Here is a 24,880-nt window from a genome sequence, read left to right on the forward strand (position 1 = left end):
TAAATTTATATGAAATAGATTGTATATTTTAGATGCTTATGAAACGAATTGCATCCCTATTCTTATTGGTATCATTGTTTTACAATGCCCTTGGGTACTATTTGATGTTTGCCTATCAAGAAGAGCAGGCATGGGTTTCTGTTATGGAAAAAACACCAGATCTGGAATTTCAAGTAATAGAATTGAATGCCTCCTTGTATTCCTTTGTTGAAGACACTGATTTTGAATATGTGAATGAGAATGTGATTATTGAAAATAAAAGTTATCATATTTTCAAAAAAAGAATTCAAAACAACATCCTTAGTCTGTATTACTTAAGAAATTCCTATGGAGATGTCATTGGAAAAAAATTGAACGACATTGTTGACAACCAATTATTCGACAGCACAAGCTCTAAGGAATCACCAGTAAAAAAACTATTAAAATCATTTCTTCAGGACTATATCCCTAACACAAGTGTCGCTCTTGAATTTTCTCTAAATTTACATCTAGCCTTACACAAAGATACTGCAGCTCTTAATCTAGCGGTAAATGCAGGTTACTTGCATTCTCTTTATGCGCCTCCAAAATTCATTTGATTTTTAATTACTAGCAGTAGAACCATTTTGTAATTTGACTCTTTAGTGTAAAGACAATCAAGCCTTTTCATTAAATCTGTGTGATAAAGTACTATTATGCTTTTCAAATTGGTAAAACAAACCACTATTCTTTTTATGTTACTATGTCCTTTTTAATAAAAAGAAAGACATAATTATTCGTATTAGAGATTCTGTTTTGCCTGTTTTCTATTTACAAAATCCTTCTACTGTCTTCTTTTGGCACTCGCTACCAAAGGAACAAACCTGCTTCTAATTTATAAAAAAAATGAAAAATGAAAAAACCAAACCAATTCTATATCTATTTTATATTACTAATTTATACATTATTACAAAATCAAAAAACAATTGCACAGGGATGTGTTGCAATTAAAGGAAATGCAACAAGCTGTATGATGATACATCCTGACAGCACTAATGTTGCTGGCTGGCAATTAGCTACTAGCGGGCGCTACTTTAGGTCATTTAGACATTTTTCTGGAACAGAAGAAAATAAGCAAAGGCTAATACAAAAAACAGAGGTTGTAAACTATACTTCCGTTTTTAACCTTTCACTCATTAGAAACCTTAACAATAGATGGTCCATTATGATTGATATTCCTGTTTCAAATAATGTTCGGTCCTCTCTTTATGAACATGGTTTAGTAAATGGGACCTATATAAAAAAAGAAAGACATTCTACAAGCTCTTTTGGAATAGGAGACATAAGATTTGCGGCTTACAGATGGCTATTAGACCCTACAAAAAGTACAAAAGCTAACATACAATTAGGACTAGGGCTTAAATTACCAACAGGAGATTACAATTACAAAGATTATTGGTATAACGTTGGTCAAAACGGAGGCAAAGAATTACGCCCCGTAGATCAATCCATACAATTAGGCGATGGTGGTACTGGAATTACCTTTGAGTTAAATACATTTTATAATTTCGTAGAGAACTTTGGGGTTTATGGGAACTTTTATTATTTAATAAACCCACGCGAGCAAAACGGTACGAGAACTTATAGAGAAACCTTATCCCCAAACTTAGCTAATGAAGCTATTATGAGTGTTCCAGATCAATATATGTTTAGAGCAGGATTTAATTATTCATTCCACCGCATAAAAGGATTATCACTCGCCGCTGGAACAAGATTAGAAGGCATACCAGTTTACGATCTACTAGGGGGTAGCAGCAACTTTCGTCGCCCAGGATACATCTGGTCAATAGAACCATCAGTTAATTACGATTATAAGAAAGTAACAGTGTTCGCATCAGTACCATTCGCAGTAGCAAGAAATCGTACACAAAGCGTAACTGATAAAGAGAACTCAGTTCTTCGTGCTACTCATGTTCAAGGTGACGCTGCGTTTGCTGATTATACCTTAAACTTAGGGGTATCAACTAGATTTTAAGAAGTACTAACTTATTTCATTACTGTAGACAACTTAATACAAATAGTTATTTCGGTTAATACGATAAAAACAAAGTGCGCTTTCATCCAATAATAGTGAGATGAAGGCAATCCCAAAGCATTAATATTTTTAATAAAAACACACTATGGAAATGACATTTAACTCTATATATTTTCAATTTAGCAAAAAAATGGAAAAGCACAGCATCAATTTAATGCGCTTTGCACTCGCCATAATCTACATCTGGTTTGGTGCCTTAAAAATTTTAGGAATGAGCCCTGCGGGTGAGCTCGTAGAGCAAACAGTGTATTGGTTTAAACCAGAAATCTTTGTTCCTATTTTAGGAATCTGCGAAGTGATTATTGGATCAGGTTTACTTATCAAGCGCTTCATTCCTTATACAATTGTTTTGATATTATTGCATATGTCAGCAACACTATTCCCCATATTTATATTAAAAACAAGCTGTTTTGAGGCTTTTCCGTACTGCCCAACATTGGTAGGTCAATACATTATAAAGAACCTTGTTTTGATTGCAGGAGCACTTGTAGTAGCAGGGAATCACAATACTAAATTCAAGAAAGAAATAGACACAATAGATTTGAAATAATAGATAATAGAAACAACTATACTATTTTAAAAACTCATTTACTGAACCTGTAGAAAACAAAAAAGCCTAACATTTACGTTAGGCTTTCCATATATATTTAAATTATTTTAGTCGACTAAAACAATTACTTTATTGTCTTTCATTTCTAAAGTTCCTGCAGAGATAGCTAATGAATAATTATCCGCACTTACTTTAGTAAACAATGCTGATGTTTCTTTGTTAGTTTCGAAATTTGGAGCTGTAAAACTTACAGTTCCTTTTTGAAGCAAGGAAACAATCGCCGCGTGATTATTCAAAATCTGAAAACTACCATTAATACCTGGTACAGATATCGATGTTACTTCTCCTTTGAATAACGAAGCTTCTGGTGATACTATTTCTAAAATCATAATTTAATTGATAATTGATAATTAACAATTGACAATTATCCATTGTCAATTATCCATTGATTACGCTTCTGCTAACATTTTCTCTCCAGCCTCAATAGCTTCTTCAATAGTACCTTTAAGGTTAAATGCTGATTCTGGCAAGTGATCTAATTCACCATCAATAATCATATTAAATCCTTTGATAGTATCTTTGATATCAACTAAAACTCCTTTTAATCCTGTAAACTGTTCAGCTACGTGGAAAGGTTGAGATAAGAAACGTTGTACACGTCTAGCTCTAGAAACAGATAATTTATCTTCTTCAGATAATTCTTCCATACCTAGAATCGCAATAATATCTTGCAATTGTTTGTATTTTTGAAGAATTTCTTTTACTCTTTGTGCACAGTCATAATGCTCATCACCAAGAATTTGTGGTGTTAAGATACGAGAAGTAGAATCTAACGGGTCAACCGCTGGATAGATACCTAGCTCAGCAATCTTACGAGACAATACTGTTGTTGCATCAAGGTGAGCAAACGTTGTTGCTGGTGCCGGGTCAGTTAAATCATCCGCAGGTACGTAAACCGCTTGTACAGATGTAATAGATCCTTTGTTTGTAGATGTAATACGTTCTTGCATCGCTCCCATTTCTGTAGCTAATGTTGGTTGGTATCCTACTGCAGATGGCATACGACCTAAAAGTGCCGAAACCTCAGAACCTGCTTGTGTAAAACGGAAGATATTATCCACAAAGAATAATACATCTTTTCCTTGATCTGTTCCTGCTCCATCACGGAAATATTCAGCAATAGATAATCCAGAAAGTGCTACACGAGCACGAGCTCCTGGCGGCTCATTCATTTGACCGAAAACGAAAGTAGCTTTAGACTCTCTCATTCCTGGCATATCAACTTTAGATAAATCCCATCCTCCATTTTCCATAGAGTGCATGAATTCATCACCGTATTTTATAATTCCTGACTCTAACATCTCACGAAGTAAGTCATTCCCTTCACGTGTTCTTTCCCCTACTCCTGCGAATACTGAAAGTCCACCGTGACCTTTTGCGATATTGTTGATCAACTCTTGGATCAATACTGTTTTACCAACACCTGCACCACCGAACAATCCAATTTTACCCCCTTTTGAGTAAGGCTCAATTAAATCGATTACTTTAATACCTGTGAATAAAACTTCAGATGAAGTTGATAGATCCTCAAATTTTGGTGCTTGACGGTGAATTGACATTCCGTTTTCACCTGTTTTAGGTAAATCACCTAAACCATCAATTGCATCTCCAATTACGTTGAACAAACGTCCGTAAACATCTGCACCAATTGGCATTTGGATAGGATTCCCTGTTCCAACTACTTCATAACCTCTACTCAAACCATCTGTTGAGTCCATCGAAATGGTACGAACGGTGTTTTCACCAATGTGAGATTGTACTTCAAGTACCAATAAAGTACCATCTTTTTTTGTGATTTCTAATGAATCATAAATTTTTGGAAGTTCAACATCTTTACCGTTGAATACTACATCAACTACTGGACCAATGATTTGCGCAACTTTTCCTATTACTTTTGACATTACTTATGTATTTATTAAATAGCTATTTAGGTTTATGAAATAGAACCAATTGAAATTTATCAATTAGACACTTTTTTCAAGCTGCAAAGATAATTTTTTAAAATAAAAAATCAACACCTTTTTCTATAAAAACAAGAAAAAATTAATGCATTGTTTAAAAATCCATTTTAAACGAATAAAAACAGCAATATTTAGTTAAAAATAAGAAGCCATTCGTCTCTCAACGAATGGCTTCTGTTTATCATTAAAACCCTAACAAATTAAAGCGATTTTGGAAATAAAATTCTATAATTCCCTAAATCTACTTCTTTTAAATTAGAACCATACGTTGCATTAATAGCATTAATGAATTTATTTGCAAGCATTGCGTACCCTCTTGGAGAAGGATGAACACCATCTGTCGAAAACCCACCGCCAGTAATAAAAGCACCCGTTACCGTAAATCCATTTGCTGTAAATCCACCATTTGAAACCTGACTCATCAAAGCATTAGAATCAACAAAAGCTAATCCTTTGGCCGTTGCAACTGCCTTAATTTTTGCATTATAAGCATCTGTTGCTATTTTCACCAAAGCAACCTCACTAGCAGTTAACGTCGTTTTATCTTCCATTGGATAGGTAACTCCAATAGTACTATTGGTTGCAGGATAACCTGCTTTTGTAGTACCAATTAAACCACCTGCGGTCAACAATATATAATCCCTAGTTGCCGCCGCACTACTAGCGTGACGAGCTTTTCCATACAAATTTCCTAAAAATCCAGCAGTAGATGCAGGGTAATTAAATGGAGCTCCTTGAAAAGCCGCAGTAAATAAGTCTGTAGCATCATAAGCTAACATTTCATCAGCAATTAGAAGAGGATTTGAAGAACTCACTGCCAATGTTTGGAATCGAGCAGGTTGAGACGCTGATGCCAAGATACTATTCATTGCCCCAAATAACGGGTTCAATTGTGCCACTGACGCAGCATCCAACGGAACTGGATTTGCGGCTATATATGTGAAAAATGGCAAAGTATTTACATAAGGAATATTTGCCACAACTCCTTTTGCACCTGCAGAGGTCAATGTATTTACTAAAGCATCGTAGGTAGCATCAAAACCAACTCCTGCAACTCCTGCAGAAGGAGTTATAGGATTTGAACCATCACCACCAGTTGTAGCGTAACCTAAAACATCATTAGTTCCTATCCAAAGTGAAAAGAAAGTTGGTGTTTGAGACATTGCATATGACACAATAGAAGTGGTAGCATTTGGAGCAAAACGAACATAATATGGATTTGCAGTTCCAAGAGCAATACCTGCTGCACTACCGTAACTTGGCGATAACAAATGAAAACTTTTTGCACCTGGAACCCCACAGTTATTATATGGACCAGCAGCAGCTATGGAAGTTAAGATCTCTGTCGAAGGAGTTCCTGAAACCGCAACTGGCGCTCCACCACCAGTTGAAGCTAACCTAGCTCCAGAAGCAATAGTCCCATTAATTTTAAAACCACCTATATTGTCAGCCATAAATGGAATTTTAAATTCTCCACCCCCAACTGCCGTAAATTTTTGCGCTATTATGTTAGTATAAGAAGATTTTTGCCCTTCAACGAACAAAGCACCATCTGAGTAACCTGAAGTTAATGAGTTTCCTAAAGAAACAAATTTAGAAAAGTTCGCAGACCCAGCAGTTAAAGCTAATCCGTCTGACGAATCTACAATCGTTACTACTTCATCGTCATTATTACATGCTACAAAGGTTAAAGAAACCAATAGTAGCCATTTTAAATTTTTTATCATGGTTGTATTTTTTTTTAAAGTTTTTGTCTCGATATTACGGATTGATTGTCCAAGATGCAAAATATTGTTGCCCAATTAAACCAGCACCTAATACTTGAGCATATTCTTTACCACCAATATTCGAAGCTCCAATTTTTAATGTCGATTTTAGTTTTGGAATTCCGTAATTGATTTGAGCATCAATTACAGTAGCAGCATCAATCATACCGTCTACCATTGTAGATTGCCATAAATAATCACTATTCCATCTTCCACTTACGTTAAAACCAAAGTTTTTGAATAACTTTTCGTTTCCGAATGACGCTTTTACTCTATGTTTAGGAGTGTTGAATCCAGCTTCAAAACTAGGATCCTTTTCTTGGTCAAACTTAAATTCAGCATAATTATAGTTAACACCTACTTCAAAGTCTCTATATACTTTTTTAGAAAGACCTAGACCAAAACCAAGTGATTTAATCTCTACATCAGTATTAGTATACAATTGATACACTCTATAATCACCAGCTGAAAGTGCTGCTAATGTCTGGAATCCTGGATCTGCAGGGTTAGGAGTAGCACTCGGAGAGTCTTGTGTTGTTCCATAATAAGGCGCAATCACATTTAAATTTCCGATAAAATCGTTGTAAATATTATAATATCCATTAACATCAACTGACACATCTTTTATAAATGAACGATACCCTAATTCAAATGCTTTAACTTGTTCTGGTTTTACATAATCAACATTTGTTTTTCTCAACAAAGTCGCATTTCCCGTAGCACTAAACTGACCAACAGATGTTGCTGTATAAGAATTATTATAAGCATTTAAACCATTTAAAACAACCGTGTTTGCCCCAAGTATAGCTTGACCAAAAGCAGAAATTGTACCACTTCCATCAATATCATTCCCTCTAACTTCAGAGAATCTTGTTAAATTATCAGGAGCTGAACCTAGCAACAGAGCACTACCTACATTAAAACCAATGTATTGATCTTGTGTTGATGGATTTCTGAAACCAGTTTGAAAAGACCCTCTAAAATTATGTCTTCTACTCTCACCACCTGAATACACAAGAGAAACTCTTGGAGATATATTACCATCAAAATTCTGCGCTTTATCGTAACGAATAGATCCTGTAAATTTCAAACGGTCGTCTATAAACTTCTTTGTAACCTGAGTATAAGCTCCATATTCATCATAGTTTATAGGTCCATCCTTATCCGTGTAAATTCTACCATGTGAATTCAATTGATAAGCTCTATAAGAACCTCCAACTTGAATTTCAGCAAAGTCGATCAAATCTTTAAAGTTATAATTCGCATCTGAATGATAAATTTTAGAATTATCAACCAATTTTGAACCAGTTAATACACTTGCTTCATTAGTCACTTTATCAAAAGCAGCTTTGAAAGCAGCGGTTCCAGGAATTAATCTTCCTGTATCAGCAGTAGATCTTGCAATAACGTGTGCATTTTCTGGTGTCTGACCTGCCAGAGTAGCACCTATATAGGCCCCAGCGTATTCACCAAACCAAGTTTTATCATCTTTCCAGACTCTATTTATATTAATACCTGTAAAAAGCATATCATACGAATTCCCCCCATCTTCTGTAGTAGTATATCCTCTCACAAAAAAGTTTTTACCTTTTATCTCTAACTTATGCTGCTGCATAAAAAAGTTATTCAAATAATACCTATTAGCACCTTGGTAAACTGCATTTCCCCAACCAAATTTACTTTGCCAAATAACTTCTAAATCATTTGCAAAAGGCTTATAATGAACTGAAAAGTCGATTTTAGTATTACTCGCTTTATTGTCCGTTAAATCTATCTCATTGTATCCAGTTCTACTCACATTAGTACTAGGTAGTAAGTTAACTGCCGAGGCTGGCACCAAACCCAACGCCGCTAAGGACGACCCAACTCCTTTTATATTTGTAGTAACCTCATCACCATACACATTTATACCATCATAATTAATATTACTTCTATCTCTACCTTCGACAGTTTTGTCATCATAATTCGTCGCATACCAATCTGTACCTTTCATATAGGTAAAGTTTGCTTTTGCAGCTAATTTTGGACTAAAGGCATGAGCCATTCTAATCCCATAATCAACATAATCATTATTACCTGCCGCTTTTTGACTTGTTTGTCCAAATTTCGCGTATGCAGTAATTCCCTGACTTGTAAACGGACTTTTACTATTCATAAATAGTATTCCATTAAATGCATTTGCACCATATAAAGCAGAAGACGCACCAGGCAGTAGCTCTACACTTTGAACGTCAATTTCCGAGATTCCAATCATGTTTCCCAATACAAAATTTAATAGAGGAGAAGCATTATCCATTCCGTCAACCAACTGCATAAAACGCGTATTCGCTACTGTTGCAAAACCACGTGTGTTAACTGATTTAAAAGACAAACTACTTGTATTCATCTGAACTTCTTTCAAATTTTCCAACCCGTCATAAAAAGTAGCTGAAGCCGACTTTTTAATATCTGCTGTTCCCATTCTTTCAATGGTAACAGGAGACTCCAAAACTCTTTCAGGAGTTCTAGATGCAGACACTACAATCTCATTAAGCAAGTTTTGTTCTTCTTTAAGAATAACATTAACTTTTTGATTGTTTGATGTAATATTCACCCTTTTTGAAACAAAGCCTATACTCGTAACTTCAATCACATAAGGCACTTTTGTTGGCGAAACTAAAGTAAACTTTCCATCACTGTCAGTAACCGTCCCTACGGCCTCCCCAACAATTTTAATATTAGCTCCAAAAATAGGCTGGTTGTCATTTTCAACAACTGTACCTGAAATTGAGTTTTGCGCAAAAGTTATGCTGCAAAAAAACAATGACAATAAAAGTAAATACATTCTCATTTGGTTGAATTTTATAGATTTATGTTGCCAAAGTACAATTATTTTTAATATTAATAAAAAAACGTTAAAAATAATTCCTTATTGTCAACGTTTTACTCCCATTTTAACACAATTACAGTAATATGATTTTTATACTAATCTCTGTATATATGTTAAAATGATGCAATATACTATGCGTACATACTATTTTTAAGAAATATTTATCTTTATCACAAAAATGATACATTTCCTTTATTTTTATCCAAAAAAAAAAGCGAGATACTAAATCTCGCTTTTTTTTAAAATATTATCAAAACAACCGTTTATTCCACTGTAACCGATTTTGCCAAATTTCTAGGCTGATCTACATTACACCCTCTTAAAACAGCAATATGATATGACAAAAGTTGTAACGGGATTGTCGTTATTAATGGCGACAAAGCATCCGATGTTTCAGGAATCTCTATAACATAATCAGCTAATTCACGAACTTGCGTATCGCCTTTAGTCACTACTGCTATAATTCTTCCACTTCTTGATTTAATTTCCTGAATATTACTTACTATTTTATCATAATGTCCTTGTTTAGGAGCGATAACAACAACTGGCATTTGCTCATCTATCAAAGCGATTGGACCGTGTTTCATTTCAGCTGCAGGATAACCTTCAGCATGTATGTATGATATCTCTTTTAGTTTTAAAGCCCCTTCAAGAGCAACTGGAAAATTATAACCCCTTCCTAAGTACAAACAGTTAGGCGCATCTTTAAACGTTTCAGCAATTTCCTTTGCCTTATCATTAGTTTCCAAAGCTTCTCTAACTTTCTCTGGTATTAATTCCAATTCTTGTAAATACATATGAAAATCTGATTGCGACAATGTCCCTTTAGCTTTTGCCAAACGAAGCGCAATCATCGTTAATACCGTAATTTGGGTAGTAAATGCTTTAGTAGAAGCAACACCAATTTCAGGACCAGCATGTGTATAAGCACCTGCATGCGTTTCTCTTGAGATAGAAGAACCCACAACATTACAAACCCCAAACACGAAAGCACCTTGTTCTTTAGCCAACTTAATTGCGGCCATAGTATCAGCCGTTTCTCCAGATTGAGATATAGCAATAACAACATCCTTACTGTTGATTATCGGATTTCTATATCTAAATTCAGATGCGTATTCTACTTCAACAGAAATCCTTGCAAATTCCTCAAAAATATATTCAGCAACTAAACCTGCATGCCACGATGTACCACAAGCAACTATGATAATCCTATCTGCATTTAAGAATTTTTCCAAATTATCTTCAACTCCGGCCATTTGAATAATACCTTCATTTGCATGTAATCTACCTCTGTAAGTATCTTTAATAACACTTGGTTGCTCATAGATCTCTTTCAACATAAAATGATCGTAACCTCCTTTTTCAATTTGCTCCAAATTCATCTGAAGCTCTTGAATAATTGGATTAACTAAAGAATCATCTTTAATCTTGCGCACTTTCATCTCTTTGTGCAACCTAATAACAGCCATCTCACCATCTTCTAAATACACTGCATTTGAAGTATATTCAATAAAAGGAGAAGCATCTGAGGCAATAAAATACTCACCTTCACCTATACCAATTGCCAATGGACTTCCTAAGCGTGCAGCCACAATTTCATCTGGATTCTTTTTATCAAAAACTGCAATTGCATATGCCCCTACAACTTGGTTAAGTGCAATTTGAACTGCCTTACCCAACTTTATATTTTCTTTTTTCTGCACTTCTTCAATAAGATTTACAAGCACCTCAGTATCTGTATCTGAATGAAACACATAACCTCTTTTTATCAATTCTACTTTTAAAGGAGCATAATTCTCAATGATACCATTATGAATTATTACTAAATCTCCAGAATTAGAAAGATGTGGATGAGAGTTCACATCATTAGGAACACCATGTGTCGCCCAACGTGTATGACCAATTCCTATCGTCCCGTTAGTAGTAATTTCCTTAGAAGCTCTTTCTTCTAGGTCAGCAACTTTACCCTTAGTCTTACTAAGTTTTATAGATTCACCATCATAAATCATTACCCCGGCACTATCATAACCTCTATATTCAAGTCTTTTTAATCCTTTTATAACAATAGGATAAGCCTCTCTATAACCTATATATCCAACAATTCCACACATATTTTTATTAATTAGGTTTAGTATAATAAATCTCCAACTTCAATCTTTTATCTACTGGAACAGTAGACTTACCTCCATATAAAACAGTCCCTAAAGGACTCATAACTGAAGCTTTTGGAGCTTGAGATATTGAAGATGTTGCCGTTCTTAATTTAGATGATGTTGTGGTATTTATATCTTCTGTGACAACAACTCCTAACTTAACATTAGTTGAGTCAGCATTTTTAATAAGGTTTCTTACTTGATTCGTAATTCTTATCTTATAAATTCCATCTGCTGTATTTTCTTTATTTAAAATACCTCCATATACTAATTTACCGTTTTTCGCATCCGTACCTGTCGTAGCGTCTACCGCATAATCATATACTACTCTGCTATTATTTAAATCATATAAGTAAATACGTTTTGGTTCATACGCACTTCCCATTGCACTTGCATCTACATGAAAAACAAGATTAGCCTCATTAATCAACCACCCATTATTTCTAATAGTTTCTAGCTCATCAGCAACACCATTGTTATCAGCATCTGCACCAAATAGCTCAAGAATTGACATAGAACCTTCTCCTCCTTTTAGATATAATTTTTCATCTCCAAGAGTCTTATTAATATTGCTGGAAGTCGTTGCGTTTGTATAAGACGTATTCGCATTACTTTGCTCTAATAAACTAACGGTATTTCCTGTCAGATTAAGCACAATAGAATTATCAATTCTTGTTTTATCTGAATCTGAAGTATCTTCTTTGAATTTTACCGTGATTTTCCCTTTCTTAAAATCTAATTGCGCCAACGCACCTGCACTTGTCCCTGATTTCTCAACTTTGAAATACAATCCTCTAAAATATTCTTTAAAAACATCATTTGAAGACAACTTCCCTGCGGCAGCACCATCAATGATTTTTGTTTTAAAAAAACTTGAATTTAAAGTCAATCGCATTCCAGGAGCTGTTCGTGTAACTACATCCTTACCATCCGTTGTCGTAGTTTCTTTATACTCAGCAGCGTCAAAGAAAAACGAATCGTTCTGAGAAACAATACTGCTATTATTCAATCGACTTCCTACTTTAGCACCATCAAAATCTGCATTTTGATCTGTAAAATATTTTTGCGCTTCTTGAAAACCACCAACAGGATCCAAGTCTCTCATAAAGTAACCTGACTCATATACACTTAACTTAATTTTAGCATCACTTGCCCCATATATAGAATCTAACTCATACACATGGTCTCCCTCTGTATCCGTAGACACTAAGGTACTAAAATAAGGAATCGTCAATGTTACACTTACGATCTCAGGGTTATTCCCTATTACAGGACTTGTAGACTCTAATGTCAACTGAGTTGCAAAATTCGCTGTTGTTGTACCAAATGCGGGGTTATCAAGAATCCCTAAAGAATTAATCGCAAGATTGTTAGATTGTATTGGCCCAATCTTTTGATTATAAGCTAACACACTTGACGTATATTTAGCAAAATCAAAATGATTATCTCCAATCAAACCATCTCCAATTGAATTATAATCTTTATCACAGGAATATAAAAAAACGACACAAGCAACTATAAGAATTTTCTTAAAAAAAGAATTATTGTACATATTAGATAATAAAAGTTTAAATTACAGAACCTCGTTATTGTAAAAATTGCTATAAGCTTCCGCAAATGCATCTTTGGGCACGAAAGGTAAAAAAGGTTTTCCTGAAGATTCTATAAATTTTGTTAAACTTGGAGACAAGCTATCTGAAGCAATAATAACAGCATCCGAATGTTGGATAGACGTTTTTATAATATTTTCATAATCAGGTGTTTTTAAGTCAGCTATAGCCTCGGCAGGTATCCCATCCAATATTATCTTATTAACCATTTCAGGATCTAAAGCACCTTCAAAAGATTGACTGTACACCGAAGTGACAATTTTAGTATCTGAAAATAATGCTTCATTTTTATAATAGTGTTTCATGTAAATAGGCAACATTGCCGCCATCCAACCATGAACATGTATGATATCTGGAACCCAATTCAATTTCTTAACGGTTTCAACAACTCCCTTTGCAAAGAAAATCGCGCGCTCGTCATTATCAGGATACATCACCCCTTCCTCATCTGCAAAAGTTGCTTTCCTTTTGAAATACTCATCGTTGTCAATAAAGTAAACTTGAATTCTTTCTTTAGGAATGGACGCCACCTTAATAATCAATGGCATATCTAAGTCATTTACTACCAAATTCATCCCTGAAAGTCTAATCACCTCATGTAATTGGTGTCTTCTCTCATTTATATTCCCATATCTAGGCATAAAAATCCTAATCTGTCCACCTTGATCATTAACCATCTTTGGCACATCGTAAGACATTAAAGAAACCTCGTTTTCAGCTAAATAGGGCACCACTTCAGATGATACGTATAATATCCTCTTATCTTTCATATTGTAATTTGCTTAATTTATTGGTAATAAAAACCACGCAAAATTACAAAAATTTATGCAGTTATTAACTAATATATTATGTTTGCAGTTAATTTTAATAAAACAACCATGCATATTTTCAATGGAAAAGAAGCTTTGATGGACTATTTGAAATCTATTAAGACTCCTTATTCCACTATTGGTTTCGTTCCCACTATGGGCGCACTACATCAAGGACACTTATCATTGATGCAACAATCATTGGCTGAGAACGAAAATACAGTGGTTAGTATTTTTGTGAACCCCACTCAATTTAACAACCCTGAAGACTTGTCAAAATACCCACGAACAATGGAAGCTGATATCGCAAAAATATCAGGTTTAAGTTCTGAAATAATTTTGTACGCCCCATCTACTGAAGATGTATATGAAGGAAAAATCTTGTCAGAGGAGTTTGATTTTGAAGGATTAGAAAACCAAATGGAAGGAAAATTCAGACCTGGTCATTTTAACGGAGTTGGAACTATCGTAAAAAGGTTGTTTGAAATTGTAAGTCCAACTAATGCCTATTTTGGAGAGAAAGATTTCCAACAATTGCAAATAGTAAAAAAGATGGTCGAAAAAAACAACATGGCAGTTAATGTTGTTGGTTGCCCCATTTACAGAGAATCTAACGGTCTTGCCATGAGTTCTAGAAATGAACGACTTTCAGAGCAGCAAAGAACTGATAGTGCCATAATATTCAAAACCTTAAATGGCGCTAAAGAAAAATTCAAAAATAATAGTGCTAAATCCGTTACAGAATGGGTCGAAAAACTATTCAAAAAAAATACATCCTTTGAATTAGAATACTTTCAAATCGCTGACGAAACGGCATTATTGCCTTGCGAAAGAAAAAATAAAACCAAAAATTATCGTGCATTTATAGCAGTTATTATCAATAATATTCGATTGATTGACACCATTTCATTAAATTAATTTACTTTTGTAGCATGCAAATTCAAGTACTAAAATCAAAAATCCATCGGGTAAAAGTTACTGGAGCCGATTTAAATTATATCGGTAGTATTACCATAGACGAAACACTATTGGAGGCTTCAAACATCATTGAAGGAGAAAAAGTTTCAATCGTCAACATCAATAATGGCGAACGTTTTGAAACTTATGCCATCAAAGGCGAGAGAAATTCAGGCGAAATAACACTTAATGGACCTGCCGCAAGAAGAGTTCAGAAAGATGACATCATCATTATTATTTCTTATGCTACTTTGGAATTTGAAGAAGCTAAAACTTTCAAGCCTTGGATTATTTTTCCAAATGAGAAAGACAATTCCTTAACATAATTAAAATTAGTTCGAAAATAAATGTAATTTTAGTATTACAATCCAAAAGACAATAGCCATCATACCTATTGTCTTTTTTTATTCTAATTTAAACAAAACAGTAACTCTTCCTATGGCCAAAGTAAAAACCACTTTTTTCTGTCAAAGTTGCGGAGCACAATATGCAAAATGGCAAGGACAATGCAATTCTTGTAAGGAATGGAATACCATTGCAGAGGAAATCATTCAAAAAGAAGAAAAGACGGCTTGGAAAAGCGAATCGGCTTCAAAGAGTAAAGCTCCAAAACCTTTAAAGATTAACGAAATAGATTCGACTCAGGAAATCCGTATGGACACAACTGATGCAGAACTTAATCGCGTACTTGGCGGCGGTATTGTTCCTGGATCCCTTACTCTTTTAGGAGGGGAGCCGGGAATTGGAAAAAGCACACTCTTACTTCAAATATCGTTAAAATTACCATACAAAACTTTATATGTTTCAGGTGAAGAAAGCCAAAAACAAATAAAAATGCGTGCCGAAAGAATCACGTCTGTTAGTGACAACTGCTATATTCTTACCGAAACCAAAACCCAAAATATATTCAAACAAATTGAAGCAATTGAGCCCGAAATTGTCATTATAGACTCCATCCAAACGCTTCATACGGATTATATCGAATCGACTGCAGGAAGTATTTCTCAAATTCGAGAAACCACAGCCGAACTGATTAAATTTGCCAAAGAAACTAATATTCCAGTAATTCTTATTGGACATATAACGAAAGACGGAAACATAGCCGGACCAAAAATTCTGGAACATATGGTAGACACCGTGCTTCAATTTGAAGGCGACCGCAATCATGTTTATCGTATTTTGCGTTCCCTTAAAAACCGTTTTGGATCCACAGCCGAAATAGGAATTTACGAAATGCTAGGAAGCGGATTACGGGAAGTTTCGAATCCTTCGGAGATTTTGATTTCACACAAAGACGAAGAATTATCAGGAACCGCCATTGCCTCAACCTTAGAAGGAATGCGTCCATTGATGATAGAAATTCAATCTCTAGTAAGTACTGCCGTTTATGGAACACCACAACGTAGTACAACAGGTTACAATGCCAAGAGACTGAATATGATTTTAGCCGTTCTAGAAAAAAGAGCTGGCTTTAGGCTTGGCGCCAAAGATGTTTTTTTAAACATAACGGGAGGAATTTCTGTAGATGATCCCGCTATCGATTTGGCTGTTGTTGCCGCCATTTTGTCCTCAAATGAAGACATTCCGGTAAATAAAGATTTTTGCTTTGCAGGAGAAGTAGGTTTATCAGGGGAAATCCGCCCCGTGAACCGTGTGGACCAACGCATTCAGGAAGCTGAAAAACTGGGCTTTTCAACCATTTTTGTCTCTAAATACAATAAGATCTCTCTAAAAAATACTGGTATAAAAATTCAATTAGTAGCTAAAATTGAAGATGTTGCCAGTATGCTATTTGGATAAACTTCATTCAAAATACCATCTTCACAACATTTCACTTAAAGCTTTTTTATTCGACTTATAAAAAAGCTTTTAAGCTGATTTACAGCTGATAATATGTTAATTCTAATTCTTTTACCATTGTTTTTTTGTAACTTTATGAAATGAACTCTATTCTTTCATAATAAAAAAATTAATCGTGAAACCTTCAGACAAAACAATGGTTCATTTTTATCAGCAACTCGGCAAACTATTTTATAGCATTGCCGCTGTGGATAAAACTGTTCGCGAAGAAGAGATAAAACAATTAAAAAAAATAGTTCAACAAGAATGGCTACCTCTCGAAAATACTTTTGACGTATTTGGATCTGATTCAGCATACCAAATAGAAATTGTATTTGACTGGCTTGCAGAAAATGACTGTGACTTTAAACAAATTTTACCCGATTTGAAAATATTCAGGTCAGTGCACACTAGCTTATTTACACCTCAAGTAAACGCCTTAATTATAAAAACTGCCAAAGCAATTGCAAGCTCATTTGCAGGCAAAAACAAATCAGAACATGTTTTAATAGGCCAATTAAATGCACTTTTAGAAAATCAACAATAAATTAAAACTCTAGTTATAATAATTCTATCTAATTTAAAATTGTCTAATCTAATTTAAAAATAATAAAAGATGAAAAAGCAAACTGGTATTTGGATTGACTCAACAAAAGCAATCATCGTAACTCTTGAAGGCGGTAAAGAAGCAATAACAGAAATACAATCTGATCTTGAAAATCGTGTTTATCATGATAAAGAGGGAGATAAAGGTAGTTTCTTTGGCGGACAACATATTGACTCCCAAAAATCATTCGATGAACGAAAAAAACATCAGATAAATACTTATCTAAAAGATGTCATATCGAATGTTAATGGAGCTGACGAACTTTATATTTTTGGCCCAGCAGATACTAAAACGAAACTAGAGCAAAAAATCAACTCTGAGAAATCTACTATTGCAACTAAGCCTAAATCTGTTGAAACTTCAGATAGCATGACTGAAAACCAGATTGTAGCAAAGGTCAAACAATTCTACAGCAAAAAATAACATCTATCCGTTAAATGGAACTATCACTTATTTTAGCGATTGCATCAGAAACTACAGCAATAAAGATGTTGTAGTTTTTTTTTGCCAATAAATGAGGTATTCAGATTAGGAGTGCATCAAAACTTTTAATAGTTTGCATCCGTTAAGCAGCTGGATTTGGTAAATGCGAAAAAAGACATTCCAAACGAGTTAGTTCCTTACATTTTAGATCAATCAATAACACATTCTGAAATTCATGAAAACCGGAAAACAAAAAATAATAATTATGCTAGTAGTAATTACTGCAATCTTCCTGGTTTTATCCATCGCTTTCTTTGTATTTAGAGATTCTCTTTTGCAACAGGCTGTAAACAAAGTATCCACAAAGATGAAGCAAGAATACAGTAGTGATTTATCTGTAAAAAAAGCTTCTTTCGAAGGTTTTTCAGGAGTGAGTTTGACCGAAATAATATTAGTTCCCAAAAATGCCGATACTCTTTTTAGCATTAAAAAAATGAAAACTAGTGTCAATGTATGGCAGTTGTTACTTGGAGAAGTACAATTGGGAACTTTAGAAATCCAAAATGGCCTGGTACAATTAGTTCAAAAAGGAAATGCAAAAAACTTTGCTGCCTTTCTAAAAAAAGAAAACAAGGAACCAACAAGCACGGATAAAAGAGATTATGCTGCTTTTGCCTACAGAATCATTTCTAAGGTACTGAATCTGGTTCCCACCGATATGCGCATTCAAAACCTGAAATTTAAACTGGATGACAATGGCAAAAGGGCTATAATCGACATAAAAAAACTTACTCTTTTTGACAAGGAAATTGAGACGTCTATTAATGTGCAAACCAATACTTTTTCACAACGATGGAAAATAAAAGGCTTTGCTGACCCTAGAAATAAAAAAGCAGACATCCGTTTCTTTAATATTGATACTGGCGCAATCAAAGTGCCGTATTTTGACGAGCGTTATAATCTTAAATCAAGCTTTGATTCCATCAGATTGAAGATTGAAAACATTGATAAAAGTGGCGGCGAACTACATATTGATGGCTTCACTTCGATCTCCAACTTAAAAATCAATCATCCAAAAATCGCCAACAAGGATGTCCTAATTAAAAATGCCCGCTTTGACTATCGTTTACTTTTGGGTTCTGATTTCATTTCGATAGACAGCAGCTCTGTTCTAAAGTTAAATAAAATAAAACTTAATCCTTACGCCACATTCGATACTGCATCAGACACGATTTACAAACTTAAAGTTAACATCCCGAAGATGAAAGCACAGGACTTCATCTCGTCGCTCCCTGATGGTTTATTTACTCATTTTCAAGGTATGGAAGCCGAAGGTACTTTTGACTATAAATTAGACTTCAAATTCAATAAAAACAAACCAGACCAACTAGTCTTTGACAGTAATTTGAAAAAAGAGAAGCTAAAAATCACAAAATACGGCGAAGCCAATCTCAACAAACTCAACGGAGAATTTGTTTATAGAGCCATCATCAATGATGTATTGCAACGTCCCATATTGGTTGGAAATGCCAATTCTAATTACACTCCGCTAGATCAAATTTCGCCCTACTTAAGAAAATGTGTATTAACTACCGAAGACCCTTCCTTCTTTTCACATCATGGTTTCATCAATGAGGCCTTCAAACAATCGATTGTAAAAAACATAAAAACTGAAAAGTTTGCGCGCGGAGCCAGTACAATTAGCATGCAATTAGTGAAAAATGCTTTCCTAACCAGAGAGAAAACGGTTTCTCGAAAACTAGAAGAAATACTATTGGTCTACATCTTAGAAAACAATCGAATTGTTAGTAAAGAACGCATGCTTGAAGTGTATTTTAATATCATCGAATGGGGGCCAAACGTATATGGAATTGGTGAGGCGAGTCGGTATTATTTTCAGAAGACTCCTGCTGAACTTAATCTAAATGAATGTTTGTATCTGGCTCGAATTATCCCAAGTCCAAAAAAATTCATGTACCAGTTTAATGATCAGGGAAAACTTAGGGATTTTGCCCAAAAACAAGAAACTTTTTTGACCAACATCATGATCCGAAGAGGCCTTCTCAGTATTGACGACACCATCTATAAATCACAACCGATGATTATTACTGGCGCTGCAAAATCACTTTTGAGGTTACGTGTTCAGGACAGTACAGCGGTTGATACAGTCTCGGTAAAGGATGAGTTTGAGTTTTAATGTCAAAAGGGTTAAAAAACCCTAGAATTATAATAAATGAAAAAGCCCACAAAAATTCTTTGTGGGCTTTCCTAAAAACATTGCGAACCTCGCGGTTAAATAATTCTTACGGCGCTGGATCTGGAATTATCGCCTGAACCTCATTAATGGCTTTCAACACATCCTCAGATAAAGTGACCTTGATAGTGTCAATATTTTCCTTTAATTGCTCCATTGTTGTAGCTCCAATTATTGTACTTGTCAAGAAAGGCTGTTGCTCAATAAAAGCCAAAGAAAGTTCCGTCAATGACAATCCGTTTTTAATAGCAATATCGTGATATAATTTTGTTGCCTCAGTACATTGAGCACTATTGTATCTTGTATATTGTGGAAATAAGTTGATTCTCGCTTTAGGATGATTTTCTCCGGTTAAAAACTTACCAGACAGAACACCAAATCCCATAGGAGAATACGCCAATAAACCTACATTTTCACGAGCACAAACCTCAGCAGATGCATTTTCAAAGAGTCTATTCAATAATGAATATGGATTTTGAACAGTTTTTACTCGAGGCAAATTGTTGTATTTATTCTCTTCTAGAAAACGCATAATTCCCCAGGCATTTTCGTTAGAAAGTCCAATATGCTTGATTTTTCCTTCTTTTACAAAACCATCTAAGGTTGTTAGCACTTCATGAATATTATCTTCCCACTGATCATCTTGAAGTGTGAACCCGCGTTGCCCAAAATAATTCGTTTTACGCTCTGGCCAGTGCAATTGATACAAATCGATATAATCTGTTTGCAAACGCTTTAAACTATTGTCTAATGCATATTTTACACTTGCTGGCGAAAAGTCATTCTTCTCACGCATGTAGGTGAAATTTGGATTAGGACCTGCAATTTTAGATGCTAAAACTATTTCTTCTCTTTTTCCTGATTTTTTAAACCAGCTTCCAATAATTTTCTCAGTGCTACCATAAGTTTCCTCACCTGCCGGAATCGAATACATCTCAGCAGTATCAAAAAAATTAACACCTTGTTCTAATGCATAATCCATTTGCGTATGACCTTCTGACTCGGTATTTTGCTGGCCATACGTCATCGTTCCAAGGCAAATTTTGCTGACTTTTATATCTGTATTGGGTAAAGTAGTATATTTCATTTAATGTAATTTTAAAGGATAAAGGTACAAATGTAGATTTTATTGCTTCTGTTCTTAGAGGGTATTAACAGATATTTTAGAAATGTTTATACCAATAAAAAAAGGTTCAGAGTTTTCACTCTGAACCTTTAAAATTTTGAAGCTCTGAAAATTTTTAATTAATTTCATTCAGCATTTCGGCAATTTCGTCTAATCTTGGTGTAAGAATAATTTCGATTCTACGATTTTTAGCTTTCCCTTCTGCAGTAGCATTACTAGTCAAAGGAGAGAACTCTCCTCTTCCCGCAGCCGTAAGATTTTCCTTGTTGATTGCTCTATTTTCACTCAAAATAGCAACAATTGCAGTCGCTCTTTTGGTTGACAAATCCCAGTTATTAGCAATTGGTCCTGAACTTGAAAAACCATCATCATCAGTATGTCCTTCAATCAAAACTGAAATGTCTGGATTATCACCCAAAACTTTCCCTAATTCAACAACTGCTTTCTTACCCTCAGCACCTACTGAATAACTACCAGAATTAAACAGCAATTTGTTTTCCATAGAAACATAAACCTTTCCGTTTTTTTGTTCTACAGTAAGTCCTTTTCCTTCAAAACTATTCAAGGCCTTAGATAATGTTTCTTTCAGTTTCTTCATTGCCGCTTCTTTGGCTGCAATCAAAGATTCCATTTCCTGCAAGCGCTGTGAGCTTTTGTTTAAACGCTCTTGTTCAATTGCCAATGCTTTTCCTTTAGCATCTAATTGAGCAAGCAAATCACGATTTTTGCTCATGTTGATTTGTAAAGCCTCGTTACTGTTTTTCTCCAAAGCTTTATAAGACTCATTTAGCAAATCCATTTTATTACTTAAAGCACCATAGTCTGCAAGCCATTTATCACGCTCTAATTTCAACTTGGCGTAATCATTTTTCAATGCATCTTGATCCAATTCTAATTGATTTTTAGCATTGGTAAGTTCTGAGTTTTCGTCAGCTAAACTTCTATTTTCCTTTTTAAGGTCAGTAAATTTATTTTCTAAATCATTGTATATCTTCTTAGACACGCAAGAAGTCGAAAGTGCCATTATCAGCAATCCTAGAGAGATTTTCTTTATCATTTTTAAAATTTAAAATTGGGTTATTATCTATTTTAACTTTATTCTACTTCTACTAAAACGGGACAATGGTCAGAATGTTTTGCCTCTGGTAATATAAGTGCTCTTTTTATTCGATCCTTTAAAGGTTCACTTACTAAACAATAGTCAATACGCCATCCTTTATTATTGGCTCTCGCAGTAGGAACACGCATAGTCCACCAACTGTAATTATCTGGTTCTTTGTTCAAAAAGCGAAAACTATCGATAAAACCATTATTTAAAAAAGTGTCAAGCCAGGCTCTTTCCTCAGGTAAAAATCCGGATACTTTTTTATTCCGAATGGGATCATGAATGTCAATAGCTTCATGACAAATGTTATAATCTCCACAAATAACCAAATTAGGAATTGTTTCCTTTAGCTCATTGATATAATTCTGGAAATCATCCATAAACATAAATTTATGATCCAGTCGTTCGCTGTTAGTTCCCGAAGGTAAGTAGAGACTCATTACTGACATTTCATCAAAATCAACACGAATATTTCGCCCTTCAAAATCCATATGCGGAATTCCTGTTCCAAAAACGATATTATTAGGTTTCACTTTTGACAAAATAGCTACACCGCTATATCCCTTTTTGGTCGCAGGAAACCAATAATGATAAGGGTAACCAGCTAATTCGAAATCTAATAATGGCAGTTGATCTGGAGACGCTTTAATTTCCTGAAGACAAATCACATCAGGATTTGCCTGTTGCAACCAGTTTATGAATCCTTTTGAAATTGCGGAACGAATTCCGTTAACATTGTAAGAGATAATTCTCATTGATATAAATTTTTGAATTTCAAAAGTAATAAAAATTAAAAAGGATATACCCCAAAAACCAGAAAATCGAATACGGCAATAGCCAGATAATGGAGTTTTTTTCTATCTTTGTTTTTCGCTCAATAAACAATACGTAAATGGGTTTAGTTACCGCAAAAGAAGTTGCAAAAGCAATAAATGCTGAAAAATATGGGGTTTTCGGAACTTTTTCCGGTTGGCTTTTAATGAAGGTTTTAAAAATATCCAAGCTTAATAAATTTTACGACCGCAACAAACATTTAGAAGACATTGACTTCCTGAATGCTATCGTCGACGATTTGCACATCAACTTTGAAATTCCGCAGGAAGATTTTAAACGCCTTCCTAAAGAAGGTGCATATATCACTATTTCAAACCATCCGCTAGGAGGAATAGACGGTGTTTTATTATTGAAATTAATGCTCGAAAGGGAGCCTAATTTCAAAATAATCGCTAATTTCCTTTTGCACAGAATTAAGCCTCTTAAGAAATACATCATGCCCGTAAATCCTTTTGAGAACCATAAGGATGCGAAGTCAAGTGTGATAGGAATCAAAGAAACCTTACGTCACTTAAGCGATGGAAAACCTCTTGGAATGTTTCCGGCAGGAGAAGTTTCCAGCTATAAAGACGGAAAACACATGGTGGACAAACCATGGGAAGAAGGTGCCATTAAAGTTATTAGAAAAGCACAGGTTCCTGTTGTTCCTATTTATTTTCATGCTAAAAATAGTTGGTTATTTTATCTTCTTTCAAAAATTAGCGGAACGTTTCGTACTGCAAAATTACCCTCAGAAGTATTTAGTCAGAAGCATCGCGTGATAAAAGTACGTATTGGGAAACCTATTTCTGTAGCTGAACAAAACGAATACAAAACTATCGAAGCCTATTCAGAATTCTTGAGAAAGAAAACCTATATGCTGGCTAATCCATACGAGAAAGAAAGCAAATTACTGATTCCTCCAACTTTAAAAATCCCTAGAAGTCCGAAAGAAATCGCAACCCCCGCCAATGGCGAAAAAATGATTGCGGAAGTAGATTCTTTAAGAGATACGGATTGCAGATTATTGCAAAGTAAAAACTACGAAGTCTTTTTTGCAGCAGCTGATAAAATCCCAAGCATCCTTCATGAAATAGGTCGCTTGCGTGAAATCACATTTCGAGAAGTGGGCGAAGGAACAAATGAATCTATAGATTTAGACAAATTTGATCAATATTACCACCATCTATTTTTATGGGACGAAGATGCGCAGAAAATTGCTGGTGCCTACCGAATGGGATTGGGTTCTGAAATTTTTCCTAAATACGGAATCGAAGGTTTCTATTTGAACGAACTTTTTCGTTTTGAGCCTGAATTACATGACATGATGCACAAGTCTATCGAAATGGGTAGAGCTTTTATCATTAAGGAATACCAACAAAAACCAATGCCTCTTTTCTTGCTTTGGAAAGGAATCATTCACACAACTTTGCGTTTTCCAGAACATAAATTTCTTCTTGGTGGCGTAAGCATAAGCAATCAATTTTCTGATTTCTCAAAATCTTTGATGATTGAATTTATGAAATCGAATTATTACGATCCCTATATCGCACAATACATACACCCTAAGAAAGCGTATAAAGTAAAATTAAAGGATGCCGACAAAGATTTCATCTTTAATGAAACTGAGGCCGACTTAAATAAGTTTGACAAAATTATAGACGAACTAGAACCTGGCGTTTTACGTTTGCCTGTATTGATAAAAAAATACATCAAGCAAAATGCAAAAGTGGTTGCTTTTAATGTAGATCCATTGTTTAACAATGCCGTTGACGGACTGATGTACATTAGAGTCGCTGATATTCCAGAAAGCACCATGAAACCCGTTATGGAAGAATTTCAAGCGGAGCTGGAACGAAAATTAAATGAAAAAGACAAATCACATTAAATTCATTTATAAAACAAAATAAAAAAGTCTCGACAAC

The 24,880-nt window shown here is 34.7% G+C and carries 20 protein-coding genes; 10 read left to right on the forward strand and 10 right to left on the reverse strand.

Annotated features, from left to right (window positions below):
- Window positions 1-38: 38 nt before the first annotated feature.
- From BLV91_RS00530 to BLV91_RS00540, 3 genes are all read left to right on the forward strand, one after another.
- Window positions 39-578, forward strand: coding sequence for a hypothetical protein (locus tag BLV91_RS00530; protein ID WP_139262246.1), 540 nt, complete (start codon window positions 39-41; stop codon window positions 576-578).
- 293 nt (window positions 579-871) lie between these two features.
- Window positions 872-1,993 (forward strand): hypothetical protein, encoded by a 1,122-nt coding sequence (locus BLV91_RS00535; RefSeq protein ID WP_091428473.1) that lies wholly within the window; start codon window positions 872-874, stop codon window positions 1,991-1,993.
- A 190-nt stretch (window positions 1,994-2,183) separates the two neighbouring features.
- Entirely contained in the window at window positions 2,184-2,603 is a 420-nt protein-coding gene (locus BLV91_RS00540; RefSeq protein ID WP_245709575.1) for a hypothetical protein, read from the forward strand.
- 107 nt (window positions 2,604-2,710) lie between these two features.
- Here BLV91_RS00540 and BLV91_RS00545 read toward each other — a convergent pair whose 3' ends face one another.
- The 7 genes from BLV91_RS00545 to BLV91_RS00575 all read right to left on the reverse strand — a co-directional run bounded on the left by BLV91_RS00545 (window position 2,711) and on the right by BLV91_RS00575 (window position 13,792).
- Window positions 2,711-2,992, reverse strand: a complete 282-nt coding sequence (locus BLV91_RS00545; protein ID WP_091428475.1) for a F0F1 ATP synthase subunit delta/epsilon — start codon at window positions 2,990-2,992, stop codon at window positions 2,711-2,713.
- 60 nt (window positions 2,993-3,052) lie between these two features.
- Complete coding sequence (gene atpD / locus BLV91_RS00550) at window positions 3,053-4,564, reverse strand: F0F1 ATP synthase subunit beta (RefSeq protein WP_091428476.1); 1,512 nt, start codon at window positions 4,562-4,564, stop codon at window positions 3,053-3,055.
- A gap of 260 nt (window positions 4,565-4,824) precedes the next feature.
- A complete protein-coding gene (locus tag BLV91_RS00555; RefSeq protein ID WP_091429090.1) occupies window positions 4,825-6,351 on the reverse strand; it encodes an SGNH/GDSL hydrolase family protein in 1,527 nt (508 codons plus the stop codon).
- A 34-nt stretch (window positions 6,352-6,385) separates the two neighbouring features.
- Window positions 6,386-9,220: a TonB-dependent receptor domain-containing protein gene (locus BLV91_RS00560; protein ID WP_091428477.1), complete on the reverse strand. Its 2,835-nt coding sequence runs from the start codon at window positions 9,218-9,220 to the stop codon at window positions 6,386-6,388.
- A gap of 302 nt (window positions 9,221-9,522) precedes the next feature.
- Window positions 9,523-11,370 (reverse strand): glutamine--fructose-6-phosphate transaminase (isomerizing), encoded by a 1,848-nt coding sequence (glmS, locus tag BLV91_RS00565; RefSeq protein WP_091428478.1) that lies wholly within the window; start codon window positions 11,368-11,370, stop codon window positions 9,523-9,525.
- 7 nt (window positions 11,371-11,377) lie between these two features.
- A complete protein-coding gene (locus BLV91_RS00570; RefSeq protein WP_091428480.1) occupies window positions 11,378-12,964 on the reverse strand; it encodes a BamH family beta-barrel-assembly machinery protein in 1,587 nt (528 codons plus the stop codon).
- Window positions 12,965-12,985: 21 nt separating this feature from the next.
- Window positions 12,986-13,792, reverse strand: a complete 807-nt coding sequence (locus tag BLV91_RS00575; RefSeq protein WP_091428482.1) for a glycogen/starch synthase — start codon at window positions 13,790-13,792, stop codon at window positions 12,986-12,988.
- 78 nt (window positions 13,793-13,870) lie between these two features.
- On the opposite strand from BLV91_RS00575, the gene panC reads away from it, so the two are divergent.
- The 6 genes from panC (at window position 13,871) to BLV91_RS00605 (ending at window position 19,854) form a co-directional block, all read left to right on the forward strand.
- A complete protein-coding gene (gene panC, locus BLV91_RS00580; protein WP_091428485.1) occupies window positions 13,871-14,749 on the forward strand; it encodes a pantoate--beta-alanine ligase in 879 nt (292 codons plus the stop codon).
- A gap of 14 nt (window positions 14,750-14,763) precedes the next feature.
- Window positions 14,764-15,114, forward strand: a complete 351-nt coding sequence (gene panD, locus BLV91_RS00585; RefSeq protein WP_091428487.1) for an aspartate 1-decarboxylase — start codon at window positions 14,764-14,766, stop codon at window positions 15,112-15,114.
- A 112-nt stretch (window positions 15,115-15,226) separates the two neighbouring features.
- On the forward strand, window positions 15,227-16,588 hold the full coding sequence (gene radA / locus BLV91_RS00590; RefSeq protein WP_091428489.1) for a DNA repair protein RadA: 1,362 nt from the start codon (window positions 15,227-15,229) through the stop codon (window positions 16,586-16,588).
- A 175-nt stretch (window positions 16,589-16,763) separates the two neighbouring features.
- Window positions 16,764-17,174 carry a hypothetical protein gene (locus tag BLV91_RS00595; protein ID WP_245709576.1) on the forward strand — a complete coding sequence of 137 codons (411 nt, stop codon included), beginning with the start codon at window positions 16,764-16,766 and terminating at the stop codon, window positions 17,172-17,174.
- Window positions 17,175-17,243: 69 nt separating this feature from the next.
- On the forward strand, window positions 17,244-17,657 hold the full coding sequence (locus tag BLV91_RS00600) for a hypothetical protein (RefSeq protein WP_091428491.1): 414 nt from the start codon (window positions 17,244-17,246) through the stop codon (window positions 17,655-17,657).
- 235 nt (window positions 17,658-17,892) lie between these two features.
- Window positions 17,893-19,854, forward strand: coding sequence for a transglycosylase domain-containing protein (locus BLV91_RS00605; RefSeq protein WP_091428493.1), 1,962 nt, complete (start codon window positions 17,893-17,895; stop codon window positions 19,852-19,854).
- 106 nt (window positions 19,855-19,960) lie between these two features.
- On the opposite strand, the gene BLV91_RS00610 is transcribed toward BLV91_RS00605, so the two are convergent.
- From BLV91_RS00610 to BLV91_RS00620, 3 genes are all read right to left on the reverse strand, one after another.
- Window positions 19,961-20,998, reverse strand: coding sequence for an aldo/keto reductase (locus BLV91_RS00610; RefSeq protein WP_091428495.1), 1,038 nt, complete (start codon window positions 20,996-20,998; stop codon window positions 19,961-19,963).
- A gap of 154 nt (window positions 20,999-21,152) precedes the next feature.
- Window positions 21,153-22,094 carry an OmpA/MotB family protein gene (locus BLV91_RS00615; protein ID WP_091428497.1) on the reverse strand — a complete coding sequence of 314 codons (942 nt, stop codon included), beginning with the start codon at window positions 22,092-22,094 and terminating at the stop codon, window positions 21,153-21,155.
- A 38-nt stretch (window positions 22,095-22,132) separates the two neighbouring features.
- Complete coding sequence (locus tag BLV91_RS00620; RefSeq protein WP_091428499.1) at window positions 22,133-22,897, reverse strand: exodeoxyribonuclease III; 765 nt, start codon at window positions 22,895-22,897, stop codon at window positions 22,133-22,135.
- Window positions 22,898-23,034: 137 nt separating this feature from the next.
- Here BLV91_RS00620 and BLV91_RS00625 point away from each other — a divergent pair, with 137 nt between their 5' ends.
- Window positions 23,035-24,843 (forward strand): GNAT family N-acyltransferase, encoded by a 1,809-nt coding sequence (locus BLV91_RS00625; protein WP_091428501.1) that lies wholly within the window; start codon window positions 23,035-23,037, stop codon window positions 24,841-24,843.
- Window positions 24,844-24,880 lie beyond the last annotated feature (37 nt).

The organism is Flavobacterium degerlachei (genome assembly GCF_900106645.1).
Lineage (GTDB): Bacteria > Bacteroidota > Bacteroidia > Flavobacteriales > Flavobacteriaceae > Flavobacterium > Flavobacterium degerlachei.